This window comes from Pseudogemmobacter sp. TB195, from assembly GCF_058313095.1.
This window is the reverse complement of record NZ_JBZEGG010000006.1, coordinates 1-15,976: the sequence shown is the minus strand read 5'-3', so window position 1 is coordinate 15,976 and position 15,976 is coordinate 1. Positions and strand designations below refer to the sequence as shown.

Below are 15,976 nucleotides of genomic sequence, written 5' to 3'. Positions count from 1 at the left end.
AACCTGTGTTTCCGGGCGGTTCTGATTTCACTTATCGAACATTTCAGCCAATCGCGGCGGCGCGGACATCGGCGTCGATATGTTCGACATATTGTCCGAAGTTTTTCGAGAACATTCCGACCAGAATCTGGGCCTGCGCGTCATAGCCTGCCTTATCCGCCCAGGTCTCGCGCGGGTTGAGGAGCACCGGATCCACGCCGGGCACATCGACCGGAACCTCAAAGCCGAAATTCGGATCCTTGCGGAACTGCACGCGGGCAAGCGAGCCATCCAGTGCCGCCGTCAGCAGCGCACGGGTCGCCCTGATCGGCATCCGACGTCCGGTGCCGTGCTTGCCGCCGGTCCAGCCGGTATTCACCAGCCAGCAGGAGGCGCCGTGCTTTGCGATCTTCTCTTGCAGGAGCTTGCCATATACCTCGGGCCGGCGCGGCATGAAGGGCGCGCCGAAACAGGTCGAGAAGGTCGGCGTCGGCTCGGTCACGCCGCGCTCGGTTCCCGGGGTTTTCGACGTGAAGCCCGAGAGGAAGTGATACATCGCCTGGGCCGGCGTCAGCCGCGAGATCGGTGGCAGCACCCCGAAAGCGTCGCAGGTCAGCATCACCACATTCTTCGGCATCCCACCCAGACCGGTGGGCGATGCGTTGGAAATATAATCCAGCGGATAGGCGCAGCGCATATTATCGGTGAGCGAATTGTCCTCGAAATCAAGCTCAAAGGTCTCGGGATCCCAGACCATGTTTTCGACCACGGTCGCGAAGCGATGGGTGGTGCCATAGATCTCCGGCTCGGCTTCGGCCGAGAGATTGATCGTCTTGGCATAGCAGCCGCCTTCAAAGTTGAAGGTGCCCGTATCAGACCAGCCATGTTCATCATCGCCGATCAGGATGCGCGAGGGGTCAGCCGAAAGCGTGGTCTTACCGGTGCCCGACAGGCCGAAGAAGACGGCCGTGTCATCGGGGTTGCCGATGGCGTGATTGGCCGAGCAATGCATCGGCATCACGCCCTTTTCGGGCAGCAGGTAGTTCAGGATGGTGAAGACCGATTTCTTGTTCTCGCCACCATATTCGGTATTGGCGATGAGCACGGTCTTTTCGTCAAAATTCAGCGCGATGACGGTATCGGTGCGGCAGCCGTGCCGCTCGGGGTCGGCCTTGAAGGACGGCAGGTTGATGATCGTCCATTCAGGTTCGAAAACGTCAAGTTCAGCGGCCTCGGGGCGGCGCAGAAGGTGACGGATGAACAGATTATGCCAGGCAAGCCCGCTGACCACCCGCACATCGACACGGTGCGCGGCATCGGCACCGGCATAGAGATCCTGGACGAAAACCTCGCGCCCCTTCAGGTGATCGAGCATATCGGCCTTGAGCAAAGCCCAGGCGCCCTCGGTCATCGCTGCGTTGTTCTCCCACCAGATGGTGTTTTCGGTCGAAGCCGAACGCACCACGAATTTATCCTTCGGCGAACGGCCGGTAAATTTCCCCGTCGTGCAGAGAAAAGCGCCGCCTTTGCCGATATGGCCCTCGCCGCGGGCAACCGCGGCTTCGACAAGTGCAGGTTCGCGATAGTTGTAATGAACAGGTCCAGCGCCGCTGATCCCCTGGTGGTCCAGAGTGCGTTTCGGGTTCACGCGTCCGTTCATAGTCATATCCGTGCCAAGCTCCGGTCGCCGCGCGCCTGGCGCGGCCTTGGTTGAAACTGCGCCCGGGCCTTGGGCGCAAGGGCAAATCCTATCCGTTTGTACTGCCCTCTTCGCGCCTATAACACGCGGCCCGGAAAGGAAAACAGCAACCTTTCAGGGAGTTAGCGCAACCATTCCAAGGTTAGCGCAACCACCGGCGGCAGCCTGCCCACAGTGAGGCATATTCGCCATGCTGCCGCATTTTCGTGACGCTTTTCCTGCCGGAACGGGTGGGTGATTCGTTTCTTGTTGATTCCTGCCCGCGCATTGAGGATTATATCCGGATAAGAAACAGAGCAGGATATATTATGTCGCGCATCGCCCTGGTGGACGACGACAGGAACATTCTGACGTCCGTCTCGATGACCCTCGAAGCCGAGGGGTTCGAAGTCGAAACCTATACTGACGGCCAGTCGGCCCTGGATGCCTTTAATCGCCGCATGCCCGACATGGCGGTTCTTGATATTAAAATGCCCCGCATGGACGGGATGGATCTCTTGCAGCGGCTCCGCCAGAAGACGGCGATGCCGGTGATTTTCCTCACCTCGAAAGATGACGAGATCGACGAAGTGCTCGGTTTGCGCATGGGCGCGGATGACTATGTCAAAAAGCCCTTCTCGCAGCGGTTGCTGGTAGAACGGATCCGCGCGTTGTTGCGGCGTCAGGATGCCGGCGTGGCGACGGATGCACCGGTTTCCGAAGAGAATAAGGTGATCGAGCGCGGCGAACTCAGGATGGATCCGCTGCGTCATGCGGTGTCATGGAAAGGCCGCGATGTCTCGCTGACGGTCACGGAATTCCTGCTGTTGCAGGCCCTGGCGCAGCGCCCGGGTTTTGTGAAGTCGCGTGACCAGCTGATGGATGTGGCTTACGATGATCAGGTCTATGTCGATGACCGGACCATCGACAGCCATATCAAACGGCTGCGCAAGAAGATGCGGACAGTTGATGAGGATTTCTCGGCTATCGAAACGCTTTACGGCATTGGTTATCGCTACAACGAAGAATGACAGCCTCGCCGCGCCTTGGGCCTGATAACCGCAACTCCCGCACCGGAAATGGCCGGCGCGGGGGGCAAGTGCTGCTGGGCGAAGACTGGGTCTCGCCGGAAAGCATTCCGGATGAACAGCGCGGCGCCCGTCCGCTGGGGGGGCTTGTCGCGCTGAACCGCAGCCCGCTGGCGCGCAAGATCGTCATTTTCAACCTGATGGCGCTGATCATCCTTGTGGCAGGGGTGCTGTTCCTCAACCCGTTCCGCGACAGCCTGGTCCTCAGCCGCGAGGCGGGACTTGTCCGCGAGGCGCGGCTGATTTCCGGCGTGTTCGAGGCCAGCCAGACGGGCCCGGCCACTGCACCGGATCAGGCCGGCCCGGAGGGGCAGATCACCCCGGCGGTGCCTTACGACTATTCCGCCGCGCTGCGTCGTGTCGACCTGGCGCCCGGCGTGGTGGCCTTTATCTTTGACGCCGAGGGCGCGATTCTTGCGACCCGCACCGGCCCTGAAAGCGATCTGGTGGCCCGTCGCCCGACGGTGATCACCGATTTCCTGAACTCGGTCTGGGACGGGGTTTCGGTGGTGCTTTCGCTGGGCCGCACCCAGCTGGAAGGCGAGGACAGCGCGACGCTGGCGCGCCGGCTATTGCCGAATGCGATGGCGGGGCAGACCGCCTCTTCGACCGGTCTGGGCCCGGATGGCGGCAAGGTCTTCTCAGTCGCGACCCCGGTGGCGGTTGCGGGCGAGGTGCGTTCGGTCCTGGTGCTGTCTTCGGCGGCGGGCGAGATCGACCGGCTGGTGCGCTATGAGCGGGAACAGGTGCTCCAGGTCTTCATCGTGGCGCTGCTGGTCTCGGTCGGGCTCTCGCTGGTGCTGGCCTCGACCATCGCCAATCCGCTCTCTGATCTGGCGGCGGCGGCAGAGATCGGGCGCGGCGGTGACGGCGGCAAAGTCTCGCCGGGGCGGGTGCGGATTCCGGACCTCGCGGCACGTCCCGATGAGATCGGGCGGCTGTCGGTCGCGATGCGCGGCATGGTGGCGGCGCTTTACGATCGTATTGATGCCAATGAACAATTTGCCGCCGATGTGGCGCATGAGATCAAGAACCCGCTCGCCTCGCTGCGCTCTGCGGTCGGCTCGCTGCGCTTTGTGAAAAAGGAAGAGCATCGCGAGAAACTGCTCGATGTGATCGAGCATGATGTGCGGCGCCTTGACCGTCTGGTTTCGGATATCTCGAATGCCTCGCGCCTCGATTCCGAACTGGTGAAAGAGGAGGAGGAAGAATTCGACCTCGTCCATACCCTGACCAATCTGACGCAATATCTGGGCGAACAGGCGGCCGGGTCGGAGGTCGATTTCCTGACCGACCTGCCTGCGGGCAAGATCATGATCCGTGGCCTCGAAGCGCGGCTGGCCCAGGTCTTCGTCAATCTGATCACCAATGCGATCTCGTTTTGCGAGGCCAGCGATGCTGTGCGGGTCTGGGCGCGTCAGCGCGAGAACCGCGTGCTGATCGTGGTTGAAGATACTGGCCCGGGCATTCCGGAACAGGCGCTGACCAAAGTCTTCAAGCGCTTTTATTCCGACCGGCCCGAGACGCATTTCGGCAATAATTCCGGCCTCGGCCTGTCGATCTCGAAACAGATCGTCGAGGCGCATGGCGGGGTGATCTGGGCCGAAAACATCCGCCACCCGAATGCCGACCCCAATTCCGAGCCGCTGGGCGCGCGTTTCGTGGTCGGTCTGCCGGTTTGACGATGTGACGGCGGCGCAGATCCTGCATGCCAGTTCGGTTGCCATCGGGGGCAGGGGGGTGCTGATCCTCGGCCCTTCGGGGGCGGGGAAATCGGCGCTGGCGCTGAAGCTCATGGCTTATGGCGCGGCGCTGGTCGCGGATGACCAGACGGCGCTGACCATGTCTGGCGGCGGGGTCGAGATCTCCTGTCCCTCCCAGGCGATCAGCGGGCTGATCGAGGCGCGGGGGATCGGCATCCTGCGGGTGACGCCCTCGGACCCGGTGCCGCTTGCTCTGGTGGTCGATCTGGGGCGGCCCGAGACCGAGCGACTGCCCCCCCGGCGCCACATATCTATACTTGGATATGAACTGCCGCTTGTGCTGCGCGCGCAAAATGACCATCTTGCCGAAGGATTGCTTGCCCTGATGACGGGCGGGCGACAGGAGTGAGCTATGGATGCCTCTCTGGCGGCCTGTTCTGAGGCGGCCCAGGCCCGGGACGCGGTGCCCGGGGAATTCAGACTGGTCCTTGTGACCGGGCCGTCAGGCGCCGGGCGGACCACGGCCATCCGGGTTCTGGAAGATATCGGCTATGAGACGATCGACAATATTCCCCTGAGCCTGATCCCGCGTCTGCTGGAGGGCACTGCCCCTGACCGTCCCGTGGCCCTGGGGCTTGATGTCCGCAACCGCGATTTCAACGCCACCGCGCTGATCGAGCTGATCGACGGGATGGTGCGTGACCCCGGGGTCTCGCCGATGGTGGTGTACCTGGACTGCGCCTCGCCCGAACTGATCCGCCGCTATTCCGAGACCCGCCGGCGCCACCCTCTGGCCCCCGATGAGACCCCGGCCGAAGGCATCGCGCGCGAGCTGGATCTGCTGACCCCGATCCGGGTCCGGGCCGATCTGCTGATCGATACGACCGAGCTGTCGCCCCACGATCTGAAAGCCGAGATCAAGCGCTGGTTCGCACCGGACAGATCCGGGCGCCTCGCGGTGTCTCTGCAAAGCTTCAGTTACCGCCGCGGTCTGCCGCGCGGCGTGGATATGGTCTTTGACTGCCGCTTTCTGAAAAACCCGCACTGGAACCCCGCGCTCCGCGCTTTGGACGGGCGGGACCCGGCCGTGCAGGCGTTTCTGGCGCAGGATCCGAATTTTGCCCCCTTCCTTGACCGGGTGCGGGATCTGGTTGAATTTCTGCTCCCGGCTCAGGTGGGCGAGGGCAAGGCGCATCTCGCAATCGGTTTTGGCTGCACCGGCGGGCAACACAGATCGGTTGCTTTAGCAGAATTGATGGGCAGTGCCCTTGCGCAGGCCGGCTGGCCGGTGTCAAAACGGCACAGGGAACTGGAACGCAAGGCCGGCGAGATGCCTGGCCCAGCTGACAAGGTGTCTGTGGCTTGATCGGGATCGTAATCGTCGCTCATGGAGGGCTGGCGCGGGAATATCTTTCCGCTGTGGAGCATGTTGTCGGCAAACAGGACGGCATGATCGCCATTGCGATTGAAGATGACCATGACCGCAACGCCAAACAGGCCGAAATCATCGCTGCCGCCAATTCGGTTGACAGCGGTGAGGGGGTCGTTGTGGTGACGGATATGTTCGGGGGATCGCCCTCGAATCTGTCCTTGCCGGCCTGTACGGCTTCGGGACGTCGCATTCTTTATGGCGCGAACCTGCCAATGCTGATTAAGCTGGCAAAATCGCGCGATATTCCTGTGCCAGAGGCGGTTGCCGCCGCGCTGGACGCCGGTCGCAAATACATCAACAGCCTTGATCTCGGCGGAGGGATCTGAGGCGGAATTTCGACCTGGGGATTGCTCTTGAGGACTTTCAAAATCGTCAATGAGAAGGGGCTTCACGCCCGCGCCTCTGCGAAATTCGTCGAGACGGTTGAGGCACATGATGCCCGCGCGCTTGTCTCCAAGGACGGGATGGAAGTTTCGGGGGATTCGATTATGGGTCTTTTGATGCTTGCCGCCTCGCGCGGAACCTCGATTGATGTGACGACGTCGGGCGCCGATGCGGAGAAACTTGCCGATGCACTGGAGGCCCTGGTTGCCGGGCGCTTCGGAGAAGACTATTGAGGGCTGTCCTCGTGGAATGAGGGGTCCGGTTTTCGGGCCTGTTCCGGGGAACACACGCTGAGGATCGTCGCTTCGTGACCGAGCAAAGCCCGCCCACCGCCAAACCCGCAGCGCCGGCTCCGGTGGACAAACCCTATGATATGCGCCGGCTGTCTTATGCCGGCACGTTCCGCAACCCGTTCAAGGCGAATTCGATTCGCGCGATTGAATGGCTGACGGCAAAGATCCAGCTTTTATCGCTGATCCGCAGCTTCGAGAAATCCGGTGCTCCCTTTGGCGCGCCCTTCTGGCCCAAGGCGATCCGCCATATGGGCATCCGCATTGACACGCCGTCCGAGGAAATCGCCCGTATCCCCAAAACCGGACCGGTCGTCGTGGTGGCGAACCACCCCTCGGGTCTGGTCGATGGCATGATCATGGCCGAGCTGATCACCCGCGTGCGGCCCGATTTCAAAATCCTCACCCGTTCGCTTCTGACCGGCATCCCCGAGGTCGAGGAATTCATGATCCCGGTGCCCTTCCCGCATGAAGACAATGCGCGCGAAGAGGGGCTGAAGATGCGCAACGAGACGCTCGCGCAGCTGAAAAACGGCGGCGTGATCATTCTCTTCCCCGCCGGCAAGGTCGCGATGTCCGAGACATATTTCGGCCCGGCGATCGAGGCGGAGTGGAATGTCTTCACCCATAAGATCGTGAAATCGACCGGCGCCACCATCCTGCCGATCTATTTCCCCGGCCAGAACAGCCGCAGCTTCCTGATCGCGAACAAGCTGTCGGATACATTGCGCCAGGGCCTTTTGCTGCGCGAGATCAAGCGCGCGCTGTTCAAGCCGCAGCGCCCCTTTATCGGTGAGCCGATCCCGGCGGATGAGCTGAAGAAATGGGAAGGCAATCCGCGCGGCTTCCTCGCCTGGCTGCGCGCGCATACACTGGCTTTGGGCAAGGCGCGCTGACGCGACCCGGGCTTTCGGCCCGCGCCGGAATGGGTAAGATATCCGCCGGCTTCGCTTCGGGGCATAGTGCGGGGCATGATGAGCGTTTCAACTGAGCTGCTGATCCTCGATTGCGATGGCGTGCTGATCGACAGCGAGATCATCAGCGCGCAGATGCTGGTGGCAGAGCTGGCGCAGCTGGGTGTCGAGATCGACCTGGCCTATGTCGCCCGCCATTTTCTGGGGCGCAGCTATCCGACGGTGATGGCAACGATCCGCGCTGATTTTGGCCTCGATCTGCCGCCCGAATTCGAAACGGGCTACCGCGAGGCACTGCTGGCCGCTTTCGGGCGCGATCTTCGCATCATGCCCGGCGTGGCGGCGATGCTGGACCTGCTGGCGGTGCCGGTCTGTGTCGCCACCTCGTCCAGCCCGCGCCGTGTCGAGACCTCGCTCAGGCTGGTCGGGCTCTGGGACCGGCTTGGCGCGGTGACCTTTACCGCAAGCGAGGTGGCACAGGGTAAACCGGCACCTGACCTGTTCCTCCATGCCGCAGCGCGGATGGGGGTGGCACCTGCGGCATGTCTCGTGATTGAGGACAGCCTGACGGGTTTGCGCGCGGCGAAGGCGGCGGGCATGGAGGTCTGGCGCTTTACCGGGGGCAGTCATATGGGCTCTGATACGCCGGAAGAGCCAGAAGACGCCCGACCCGCCCGCCGTTTTGACGATTTCTCGCGGTTTTTTGACATAGTGCCAGAGTTGAGGAGGCCGCAATGAGGAAACCACAATGAGCCGGGCCGATACAGAACCCAGCCTGCTTGACGATGCCGCCCGTGCCGGCTGGCTTTATTATGTCGGCGGCATGACCCAGGACCAGATCGCGGGCGAGCTGGGCATCTCGCGCCAGCGCGCCCAGCGGCTGGTCAGCCGCGCCATGGCCGAAGGGCTGATCCAGGTGCGGCTCAATCACCCGATTGGCGCCTCGATGGATCTGGCGGCGCGGCTGAAAGAGCGTTTTGGGCTGGCCACCTGCCGCGTGGTGCCGGGGCTCGGGCCGGGCGCTGACCCTGCCGCAGGGATCGCCGGTGCGGCGGCGGCTGAACTGGAGCGGGTCCTTCGGATGGAGGATCCCCTGACCATCGGCTTCGGCACTGGCCGCGCGCTGCGGGCCCTTGTTGAGGCGCTGGAGCCGATGGCCGCGCCGCAGCATCGGCTGGTCTCGCTGATCGGGAATATCGCGCCGGATGGATCAGCGAGCTTTTTCGATGTGGTGATGCGGCTCGCCGACCGGGTCCAGGCGCCGCATTACCCGATGCTGGTGCCGGTGGTGTCCTCGACCGCCGCAGAACGCGCCGAATTCCATGCGCTTGGCCCTGTGAAACGGGTGCTTGAACTCGCGCGCGGCGCGGATGTGGTCTTTGTGGGCGTCGGCCAGATGTCGGATGACGCGCCGCTGCACCGGGATGGATTTGTCAGCGATGCCGAGCTGCGCGAGATGCAGGCGGCGGGCGCCGCAGGCGAGGTCGCGGGCTGGGTGTTTGATTCGGACGGCCGCTATCTCGATTTCGGCATCAACACCCGCACCGGCGGCCTGAGGGTCGAACCTGGTCTCTCGCGCCCTGCCATCGGCATTGCTGCGGGTGCATCCAAGGTGCCGGGCATCCGCGCCGCGTTGAAATCACATATTATCAACGGTCTCATCACTGATTCCCCCACCGCCGAGGCGCTGCTGGCGCGCAGCTGAACTGCCGGTCCCCCTCGCAGCTGCGGCGGAGGAAAGGGATTGACGAAACATATCCAGATGTGAGCAATTGATCGCAATGCGATGAATTGCTCATTTAGGTGATTCAGACGCAGCCAGGGAGGAAAACCAATGAAACTGTCGCACCGCGCCATGTTTGGCGCGACGGTTGCGCTCGCCCTTTCCGGGGCGGCGATGGCCGAAACCACCATCACCGTCGCCACCGTGAACAATGGCGATATGATCCGGATGCAGGGGCTGATGGAGGCGTTTTACGCGAAACATCCCGACATCAGGGTCGATTGGGTGACGCTTGAGGAAAACGTCCTGCGCCAGCGCGTCACCACCGATGTGGCGACCAAAGGCGGCCAGTTCGACGTCATGACCATCGGCACCTATGAGGCCCCGATCTGGGGCAAACAGGGCTGGCTTCTGCCGCTGAATGACTTGCCCGCCGATTACGATGTCGATGACCTGCTGCCGGCGATCCGGGGCGGGTTGACCGTTGACGGCAATCTCATCGCCGCGCCGTTCTATGGCGAAAGCTCGATGGTGATGTATCGCACCGACCTGATGGAGAAGGCCGGGCTTACGATGCCAGAAGCGCCGACCTGGGCTTTCATCAAAGAAGCCGCCGCCGCGATGACCGACAAGCCGAATGAGGTTTACGGCATCTGCCTGCGCGGCAAGGCGGGCTGGGGCGAGAATATGGCCTTCCTTTCGGCCATGGGGAACAGCTTTGGCGCCAAATGGTTCGACATGGACTGGAAGCCGCAATTCGACCAGAAGCCCTGGAAGGATACGCTGGATTTCTACCTTGATCTGATGGGCAATTATGGCCCCCCGGGTGCCGCGAATAATGGCTTCAACGAAAATCTCTCGCTGTTCCAGCAAGGCAAATGCGGCATGTGGATCGACGCGACGGTTGCAGCGAGCTTTGTGACCAATCCGGCGGAATCGACCGTGGCAGATAAGGTCGGATTTGCGCTGGCGCCGGATAACGGGCTGGGCAAACGCGGCAACTGGCTCTGGGCGTGGAACCTTGCAATCCCTGCGGGCACGCAGAAGGAAGAGGCTGCGAAGAGCTTTGTCGCCTGGGCAACCAGCAAGGACTATCTCGCGCTGGTGGCGGAAAAAGAGGGCTGGGCCAATGTGCCACCCGGCACCCGGCAGTCGCTTTACGACAATCCGGAATACCAGAAGCTGCCCTTCGCAAAGATGACGCTTGAATCGATCAATGCGGCCGATCCGAACAATCCTGCGGTGGATCCGGTGCCCTATGTCGGGGTGCAATTCGTGGCGATCCCGGAATTCCAGGGGCTCGGCACGGCGGTCGGGCAGATGTTCTCTGCGGCTCTGGCGGGGTCTGATACCGCAGAGGGCGCGCTGGCGAAGGCGCAGTCCTTCACCACGACCGAGATGACCCGTTCGGGCTATATCAAGTGATCGGTTAAAAAGTTCCTCCCGGCGGGGCTGCCTTCTTTACGCGGCCCCGCCACCTTCTTCACCGTATTTCAGGACCACATCATGGCGACCGAACAGTCCAGGACGGCTGCGCGTCTTATGGTCTCTCCGGCGGTTATCCTGTTGTTTTTGTGGATGATCGTGCCGTTGGGCATGACGCTTTACTTCTCATTCCTGCGCTACAACCTCCTGATGCCGGGGATGGAGAGCTGGACCGGGTTCGACAATTACTACTATTTCATCACCCAGCCCGCCTTCTGGCCCGCCCTGACCAATACGCTGCTCCTCGTGCTGGGCGTGCTGGCGATCACGGTGATCGGGGGCATCGCGCTTGCGCTGCTCCTGGATCAGCCGTTCAGGGGCCAGGGCGTGGTGCGGGTCATGGTGATTGCGCCCTTTTTTGTTATGCCGACCGTGGCCGCGCTGGTCTGGAAGAACATGTTCATGAACCCGGTAAACGGGATGTTCGCGCATCTCTTCAAATCCGTGGGGCTGCAACCCTTTGATTTCCTGAGCCATGCGCCGCTGGCCTCGATCATCCTGATTGTCGCCTGGTCCTGGCTGCCCTTTGCCACGCTGATCCTTCTGACCGCGTTGCAAAGCCTTGACCGCGAGCAGATGGAGGCCGCCGAGATGGATGGCGCGGGCTGGCGCAGCCGCTTCTGGCACCTGACCCTGCCGCATCTGACGCGGCCCATCACGGTCGTGATCCTGATCCAGACGATTTTCCTGCTGTCCGTCTTTGCCGAGATCCTCGTCACCACCAATGGCGGCCCGGGCACGGCCTCGACGAACCTGCCTTTCCTCGTCTATTCGCAATCGCTTTTGTCCTTCGATGTGGGCGGCGGTGCGGCCGGAGGCATCATCGCGGTCATCCTCGCCAATATCGTTGCGGTCTTCCTGATGCGGATGATCGGCAAGAATCTGGAGGTCTGAGCCATGGCGCGTACCACAAGCCCCGCCCGGACATGGGCCGTCACCACCCTGGCCTGGACGATCGGTTTCCTGATCTTCTTCCCGATCCTGTGGATCTTCATCCTCTCCTTCCGCACCGAGGGCGATGCGATCAAAGCGCCGCTTGAGGTCCTGACCGCGCCCTGGACGATGGAGAGCTACCATGTCGTGCAGGAGCGCTCGAACTACTTCCTGCATTTCATGAATTCGGTGATCATCTCGCTTGGCTCGACCGTGCTGGCGCTGGTCATCGCGATCCCGGCGGCCTGGTCGATGGCCTTTGTTCCCGGCAAACGCACCAAAGACCTGCTGATGTGGATGCTCTCGACCAAGATGATGCCGGCGGTCGGCGTGCTGGTGCCGCTGTATCTGTTGTTCCGCGATTTCGGCCTTCTGGACAGCCGCATCGGTCTGGTCGGCGTGCTGACCCTGATCAACCTGCCGATCGTGATCTGGATGCTCTACACCTATTTCCGCGAGATCCCCGGCGAGATCCTCGAAGCCGCGCGGATGGACGGCGCCAGTCTGGGCCGTGAAATCCTCTATGTCCTGACTCCGATGGCCGTGCCGGGGATCGCCTCGACCATGCTTCTCAACATCATCCTCGCCTGGAATGAGGCCTTCTGGACGCTGCAGCTGACCACCAAAAACGCGGCCCCCCTGACGCAGTTCATCGCGAGCTATTCCAGCCCCGAGGGCCTGTTCTACGCAAAACTCTCGGCGGCCTCGACCATGGCGATTGCGCCGATCCTGATCCTTGGCTGGTTCAGCCAGAAACAACTCGTCCGCGGCCTGACCTTTGGCGCGGTGAAGTGAGGTAAAGAATGGGACAGATTACCCTTTCCTCGGTCACGAAAAGCTTTGGCGAAGTGAATGTCATTCCGCCGCTGGATCTGACCATCAATGACGGCGAATTCGTTGTCTTTGTCGGGCCTTCAGGCTGCGGCAAGTCAACATTGCTCCGGCTGATCGCAGGGCTTGAGGATATATCCTCGGGCCAGGTCGTGATCGACGGCAAGGACGCGACCGATACCGCGCCGGGAAGCCGGGGGCTGGCGATGGTGTTCCAGTCCTATGCGCTTTACCCGCATATGACGGTCCGCAAAAACATCGCCTTCCCGCTGAAAATGGCCGGGCTCAGCCCCGATCAGCAGAAGGCAAAGGTCGAGCAGGCGGCGAAAGTGCTGAACCTGACGAATTACCTCGACCGCCGTCCGGGCCAGCTGTCGGGCGGCCAGCGCCAGCGCGTCGCGATTGGCCGGGCCATTGTGCGCGAACCGGCGGCGTTCTTGTTCGACGAGCCGCTGTCCAACCTGGATGCGGCCTTGCGCGTGACCATGCGGCAAGAGATTTCCGAGCTGCACCAGTCGCTGAAGACCACGATGATCTATGTGACCCATGATCAGGTCGAGGCTATGACCATGGCCGATAAGATCGTGGTGCTGAATGCCGGCCGGATCGAACAGGTTGGCTCGCCGCTGGAGCTTTATCGCCAGCCGAAGAACCTCTTTGTCGCGGGCTTTATCGGCAGCCCGAAGATGAATTTCATCACTGGGGTCGAGGCCACGCGTGAGGGCTGCACCACATTGGGGGTGCGGCCGGAACATATCGCGGTGGCGCCGGGCGGGCGGTGGACTGGCGTGGTGGGCCTTGCAGAACATCTCGGCTCTGACACGTTCCTCAAGGTTCAGACCGCTGCGGCGGGCGAGCTGACCGTCCGCGTCTCGGGCGAGATGGCGCTGCATCACGGCGACCGCGTCAGCCTCAGCCCGCAAGAGGGCAAGCTTTACCGCTTCGACCATGAGGGAAGGGCACTTTGATGCGGGGGTCGGAGACGGAGCCTGATCGGTCGGTGCAAATGCCCGGCTATGACCGCAAATCCCTGACACCGGGAATCGTCCATATCGGGCTTGGGAATTTTCACCGCGCCCATATGGCCGTCTATCTCGATGACCTGTTCGGCCTTGGCCTCGGGCATGACTGGGCCATAATCGGCGCCGGTGTGCGCCCGGCGGATGCGGCGATGCGCGAGGCCCTGCTGGCCCAGGATTGTCTTTCGACCGTGATCGAGCTGGACCCGACGGGGCGCAGCTGTCGCCGCATCGGCGCGATGGTGGATTTCCTGCCGGTTGAGCCTGGCAATGCCAGCCTGATCGCGGCGATGTCGCGGCCAGAGATCCGCATCGTTTCGCTCACCGTGACCGAGGGCGGCTATTTCATCGACCCGGCCTCGGGCGCGTTTGACCCGACCGCCCCGGCAATTGCCGCCGATGCGGCGCAGCCTGATGCGCCGGGCACTGCGTTCGGCGCAATAGTGGCCGCGCTGAAGGCACGCCGCGCCGCTGGTATCGCGCCATTTACCGTGATGTCCTGCGACAACCTGCCCGGAAATGGCGAGGTCACCCGCAACGCGGTCCTGGGCCTGGCCCGCCTGTCGGACCCGGATCTGAGCGCCTGGATCGAAGCGGCGGTCGCCTTCCCGAATGCGATGGTTGATCGCATCACGCCCGCGACCGGCCCGCGCGAACGCGCAATGGCGGCGGCTTTTGGTCTTGATGATCCGGTGCCGGTGACCTGCGAGCCCTTCCGTCAATGGGTGGTCGAGGATCACTTCCCCGCCGGGCGCCCGGCGCTGGAACGGGTCGGCGTGACCTTCAGCCGCGAGGTGCATGCCTATGAGATGATGAAGATACGGATTCTTAACGGCGGCCATGCGATCATCGCCTATCCGGCCGGGCTGATGGATATCGAATTTGTCCATGAGGCGATGGCCGATCCGCTTATCGCGGGCTTCCTCGACCGGGTCGAGACGGAGGAGGTGGTGCCCTATGTGCCGCCGGTCCCGGATACGGTGATCACCGATTACTACCAGGTGATCCGGCAGCGGTTTTCCAATCCCGAGGTGGCCGATACCACGCGGCGGCTCTGCCTTGACGGGTCGAACCGGCAGCCGAAATTCATCATCCCCTCGCTGCGCGATGCGCTGGCGGCGGGCGGGCCGGCGGAGGGGATGGCGCTGGTCTCGGCGCTCTGGTGTCGCTATTGCGCAGGGGTGACTGACGGCGGCGCCGTGATTGCGGCGAATGATCCCGACTGGCATCGGCTGACGGTGCTGGCGCAGCAGGCAAAGGACCAGCCCGGGCTCTGGCTGGCGCAAAAGGCAATCTATGGCGAGACCGGTCAGGATCCGCGTTTCCGGGCAGCCTTCTCACAGCACCTGACGCGCCTCTGGGCCGAGGGAACGCGGGCGGTTCTGGGCGCGTATCTGGCGCGGTAAGCCCGGGCCGGGTCGGGGCTCAGCGGGTCGGAACCGGCACCTCGCCGCGGTAATCGTAAAAGCCGCGCTGCGATTTGCGGCCCAGCCAGCCGGCCTCGACATATTTCGTCAAAAGCGGGCAGGGCCGGTATTTGGTATCGGCCAGGCCGTCATAAAGCACGTTCATGATCGCAAGGCAGGTGTCGAGCCCGATGAAATCCGCAAGCTCCAGCGGGCCCATCGGGTGATTGGCACCAAGCTTGAGCGCCTCGTCGATGGACCGCACATTTCCGACGCCTTCATAAAGCGTATAGACCGCCTCATTGATCATCGGAATCAGGATGCGGTTCACGATGAAGGCGGGGAAGTCTTCAGCCGAAGCCGCTGTCTTTCCGAGCTTTTCCACGACTGCATGCAGCGCGCTATAGGTCGCCTGATCGGTGGCGATACCCCGGATCAGCTCGACCAGCTGCATCACGGGGACCGGGTTCATGAAGTGGAACCCCATGAATTTCTCGGGCCGGTCAGTGCGAGAGGCGAGCCGCGTGATCGAGATCGAAGAGGTGTTCGAGGTCAGGATCGTCTCGGGTTTCAGATGGGGCAGCAGCGCGTCGAAAATGGCCTGCTTCACCGTTTCACGTTCGGTCGCGGCCTCGATAACCAGATCCGAGGGGCCCAGATCGGCGAGGGTCATGGTGGTCCTGATCCGGCCCATCGCCGCCTGCTTGTCCTCGGCCGAGACTTTGCCGCGTGACACCTGGCGTTCCAGATTACGGTCGATGATGGCGACGGCCTTTTGCAGCGAGTCTTCATTCACGTCGTTCAGCAGCACGTCATATCCGGCGAGCGCGAAAACATGCGCGATGCCGTTGCCCATCTGCCCCGCGCCTACGATGCCGACCGAACGGATATCCATGATGAGCCTCTTGCTGTTGCGGCTGTGAGATTAGGCGCGGGGGCCTGCGGGGGCAATCCCTGCTGCGGGCGCTGGCCGGTCCGGCAATGGAAAAGGGCGCCCGGGGGCGCCCTTTCGTACCTTTTCTGCGTTTTGCAGATCAGAGTTTTTCTGTGAGTTCGGGGAGGATGGTGAAGAGGTCTCCCACCAGGCCATAATCGGCGACCTGGAAGATCG

The 15,976-nt window shown here is 62.6% G+C and carries 16 protein-coding genes; 14 read left to right on the top strand and 2 right to left on the bottom strand.

Annotated elements, in window-relative coordinates; all coding sequences use genetic code 11:
* Positions 1–43: 43 nt before the first annotated feature.
* Complete coding sequence (locus AC4FS3_RS07825; RefSeq protein WP_491020067.1) at positions 44–1,639, bottom strand: phosphoenolpyruvate carboxykinase; 1,596 nt, start codon at positions 1,637–1,639, stop codon at positions 44–46.
* Positions 1,640–1,986: 347 nt separating this feature from the next.
* Here AC4FS3_RS07825 and AC4FS3_RS07820 point away from each other — a divergent pair, with 347 nt between their 5' ends.
* The 14 genes from AC4FS3_RS07820 to AC4FS3_RS07755 all read left to right on the top strand — a co-directional run bounded on the left by AC4FS3_RS07820 (position 1,987) and on the right by AC4FS3_RS07755 (position 14,865).
* On the top strand, positions 1,987–2,688 hold the full coding sequence (locus AC4FS3_RS07820; RefSeq protein WP_283176097.1) for a response regulator transcription factor: 702 nt from the start codon (positions 1,987–1,989) through the stop codon (positions 2,686–2,688).
* Positions 2,685–4,427: a sensor N-terminal transmembrane domain-containing protein gene (locus tag AC4FS3_RS07815; protein WP_491020066.1), complete on the top strand. Its 1,743-nt coding sequence runs from the start codon at positions 2,685–2,687 to the stop codon at positions 4,425–4,427. Before AC4FS3_RS07820 ends, AC4FS3_RS07815 begins: the two co-directional genes overlap by 4 nt.
* The gene (locus AC4FS3_RS07810; RefSeq protein WP_491020065.1) at positions 4,369–4,857 is read left to right on the top strand and encodes an HPr kinase/phosphorylase; all 489 of its coding nucleotides are present in this window, start codon (positions 4,369–4,371) and stop codon (positions 4,855–4,857) included. The genes AC4FS3_RS07815 and AC4FS3_RS07810 overlap by 59 nt, the downstream gene beginning before the upstream one ends.
* A 3-nt stretch (positions 4,858–4,860) precedes the next feature.
* A complete protein-coding gene (rapZ, locus tag AC4FS3_RS07805) occupies positions 4,861–5,814 on the top strand; it encodes an RNase adapter RapZ (protein ID WP_491020064.1) in 954 nt (317 codons plus the stop codon).
* Positions 5,811–6,206 (top strand): PTS sugar transporter subunit IIA, encoded by a 396-nt coding sequence (locus AC4FS3_RS07800; protein WP_092899282.1) that lies wholly within the window; start codon positions 5,811–5,813, stop codon positions 6,204–6,206. Before rapZ ends, AC4FS3_RS07800 begins: the two co-directional genes overlap by 4 nt.
* A 21-nt stretch (positions 6,207–6,227) precedes the next feature.
* The gene (locus AC4FS3_RS07795; RefSeq protein WP_283176093.1) at positions 6,228–6,497 is read left to right on the top strand and encodes an HPr family phosphocarrier protein; all 270 of its coding nucleotides are present in this window, start codon (positions 6,228–6,230) and stop codon (positions 6,495–6,497) included.
* A gap of 74 nt (positions 6,498–6,571) precedes the next feature.
* A complete protein-coding gene (locus tag AC4FS3_RS07790; protein WP_491020063.1) occupies positions 6,572–7,450 on the top strand; it encodes a lysophospholipid acyltransferase family protein in 879 nt (292 codons plus the stop codon).
* Between the two features lie 78 nt (positions 7,451–7,528).
* Entirely contained in the window at positions 7,529–8,206 is a 678-nt protein-coding gene (locus AC4FS3_RS07785) for an HAD family hydrolase (protein ID WP_491020062.1), read from the top strand.
* 10 nt (positions 8,207–8,216) lie between these two features.
* Positions 8,217–9,173: a sugar-binding transcriptional regulator gene (locus tag AC4FS3_RS07780; RefSeq protein ID WP_491020061.1), complete on the top strand. Its 957-nt coding sequence runs from the start codon at positions 8,217–8,219 to the stop codon at positions 9,171–9,173.
* A gap of 129 nt (positions 9,174–9,302) precedes the next feature.
* Entirely contained in the window at positions 9,303–10,616 is a 1,314-nt protein-coding gene (locus AC4FS3_RS07775) for an ABC transporter substrate-binding protein (RefSeq protein WP_491020060.1), read from the top strand.
* A gap of 81 nt (positions 10,617–10,697) precedes the next feature.
* Positions 10,698–11,570: a carbohydrate ABC transporter permease gene (locus AC4FS3_RS07770; RefSeq protein WP_198838073.1), complete on the top strand. Its 873-nt coding sequence runs from the start codon at positions 10,698–10,700 to the stop codon at positions 11,568–11,570.
* 3 nt (positions 11,571–11,573) lie between these two features.
* Entirely contained in the window at positions 11,574–12,404 is an 831-nt protein-coding gene (locus AC4FS3_RS07765) for a carbohydrate ABC transporter permease (protein WP_491020059.1), read from the top strand.
* Positions 12,405–12,412: 8 nt separating this feature from the next.
* Positions 12,413–13,408 (top strand): ABC transporter ATP-binding protein, encoded by a 996-nt coding sequence (locus tag AC4FS3_RS07760; protein ID WP_491020058.1) that lies wholly within the window; start codon positions 12,413–12,415, stop codon positions 13,406–13,408.
* A gap of 38 nt (positions 13,409–13,446) precedes the next feature.
* On the top strand, positions 13,447–14,865 hold the full coding sequence (locus AC4FS3_RS07755) for a mannitol dehydrogenase family protein (RefSeq protein WP_491020057.1): 1,419 nt from the start codon (positions 13,447–13,449) through the stop codon (positions 14,863–14,865).
* Between the two features lie 19 nt (positions 14,866–14,884).
* Here the strand turns inward: AC4FS3_RS07755 and AC4FS3_RS07750 are convergent, their stop codons facing one another.
* Positions 14,885–15,760, bottom strand: a complete 876-nt coding sequence (locus tag AC4FS3_RS07750) for a 3-hydroxybutyryl-CoA dehydrogenase (protein WP_198838076.1) — start codon at positions 15,758–15,760, stop codon at positions 14,885–14,887.
* Positions 15,761–15,976 lie beyond the last annotated feature (216 nt).

Bases quoted from the DNA above. Each gene is read 5' to 3' on its own strand.
- AC4FS3_RS07815 (WP_491020066.1), top strand. From the start codon at position 2,685: ATGACAGCCTCGCCGCGCCTTGGGCCTGATAACCGCAACTCCCGCACC.
- AC4FS3_RS07775 (WP_491020060.1), top strand. From the start codon at position 9,303: ATGAAACTGTCGCACCGCGCCATGTTTGGCGCGACGGTTGCGCTCGCC.
- AC4FS3_RS07825 (WP_491020067.1), bottom strand. From the start codon at position 1,639: ATGAACGGACGCGTGAACCCGAAACGCACTCTGGACCACCAGGGGATC.
- AC4FS3_RS07760 (WP_491020058.1), top strand. From the start codon at position 12,413: ATGGGACAGATTACCCTTTCCTCGGTCACGAAAAGCTTTGGCGAAGTG.
- rapZ (WP_491020064.1), top strand. From the start codon at position 4,861: ATGGATGCCTCTCTGGCGGCCTGTTCTGAGGCGGCCCAGGCCCGGGAC.
- AC4FS3_RS07820 (WP_283176097.1), top strand. From the start codon at position 1,987: ATGTCGCGCATCGCCCTGGTGGACGACGACAGGAACATTCTGACGTCC.
- AC4FS3_RS07785 (WP_491020062.1), top strand. From the start codon at position 7,529: ATGAGCGTTTCAACTGAGCTGCTGATCCTCGATTGCGATGGCGTGCTG.
- AC4FS3_RS07780 (WP_491020061.1), top strand. From the start codon at position 8,217: ATGAGCCGGGCCGATACAGAACCCAGCCTGCTTGACGATGCCGCCCGT.
- AC4FS3_RS07765 (WP_491020059.1), top strand. From the start codon at position 11,574: ATGGCGCGTACCACAAGCCCCGCCCGGACATGGGCCGTCACCACCCTG.
- AC4FS3_RS07770 (WP_198838073.1), top strand. From the start codon at position 10,698: ATGGCGACCGAACAGTCCAGGACGGCTGCGCGTCTTATGGTCTCTCCG.
- AC4FS3_RS07755 (WP_491020057.1), top strand. From the start codon at position 13,447: ATGCCCGGCTATGACCGCAAATCCCTGACACCGGGAATCGTCCATATC.
- AC4FS3_RS07750 (WP_198838076.1), bottom strand. From the start codon at position 15,760: ATGGATATCCGTTCGGTCGGCATCGTAGGCGCGGGGCAGATGGGCAAC.
- AC4FS3_RS07810 (WP_491020065.1), top strand. From the start codon at position 4,369: ATGCCGACCCCAATTCCGAGCCGCTGGGCGCGCGTTTCGTGGTCGGTC.